Origin of the sequence: Hungatella sp. SL.1.14 (genome assembly GCF_024460495.1) — a bacterium.
Lineage (GTDB): Bacteria > Bacillota > Clostridia > Lachnospirales > Lachnospiraceae > Hungatella > Hungatella hathewayi.
The window spans coordinates 1-296 of the sequence record NZ_JANFYJ010000417.1; the positions used below are offsets into that span (position 1 = coordinate 1).

The 296-nt window shown below is 37.2% G+C and carries 1 protein-coding gene; it reads left to right on the forward strand.

All coding sequences use genetic code 11. From position 1 onward, the window contains the following. Positions 1-186: RNA polymerase sigma factor (locus NE473_RS31635; protein ID WP_305148720.1), on the forward strand; the 186-nt coding region annotated here is incomplete at its 5' end. Positions 187-296: the final 110 nt, after the last annotated feature.

A 296-nucleotide genomic window follows, 5' to 3' on the forward strand; every position in this document is an offset into this window, starting at 1 on the left:
GTGTGTACTATTATAGAGGTGCAAGTGCTAATGGATAGAGAAGAATTATTTTTGAAATATATGGAACAGATATACCGGATGGCTTTTTTTATGCTGTCGAATACTCATGATGCCGAGGATGCGGTACAGGAAACTTATGTGCGTATGCTTGTAAAAAAGCCAAAGTTTGCTGATGAAGAACATTGATAGGCATGGCTGTTGAGGGTATGTATCAATATTTGTAAGAATCAGATACGTTTTTGGAAGCGACATCCGCAGTATGAGATTGAGGAGATTCCTATTTAGATTGATTCATT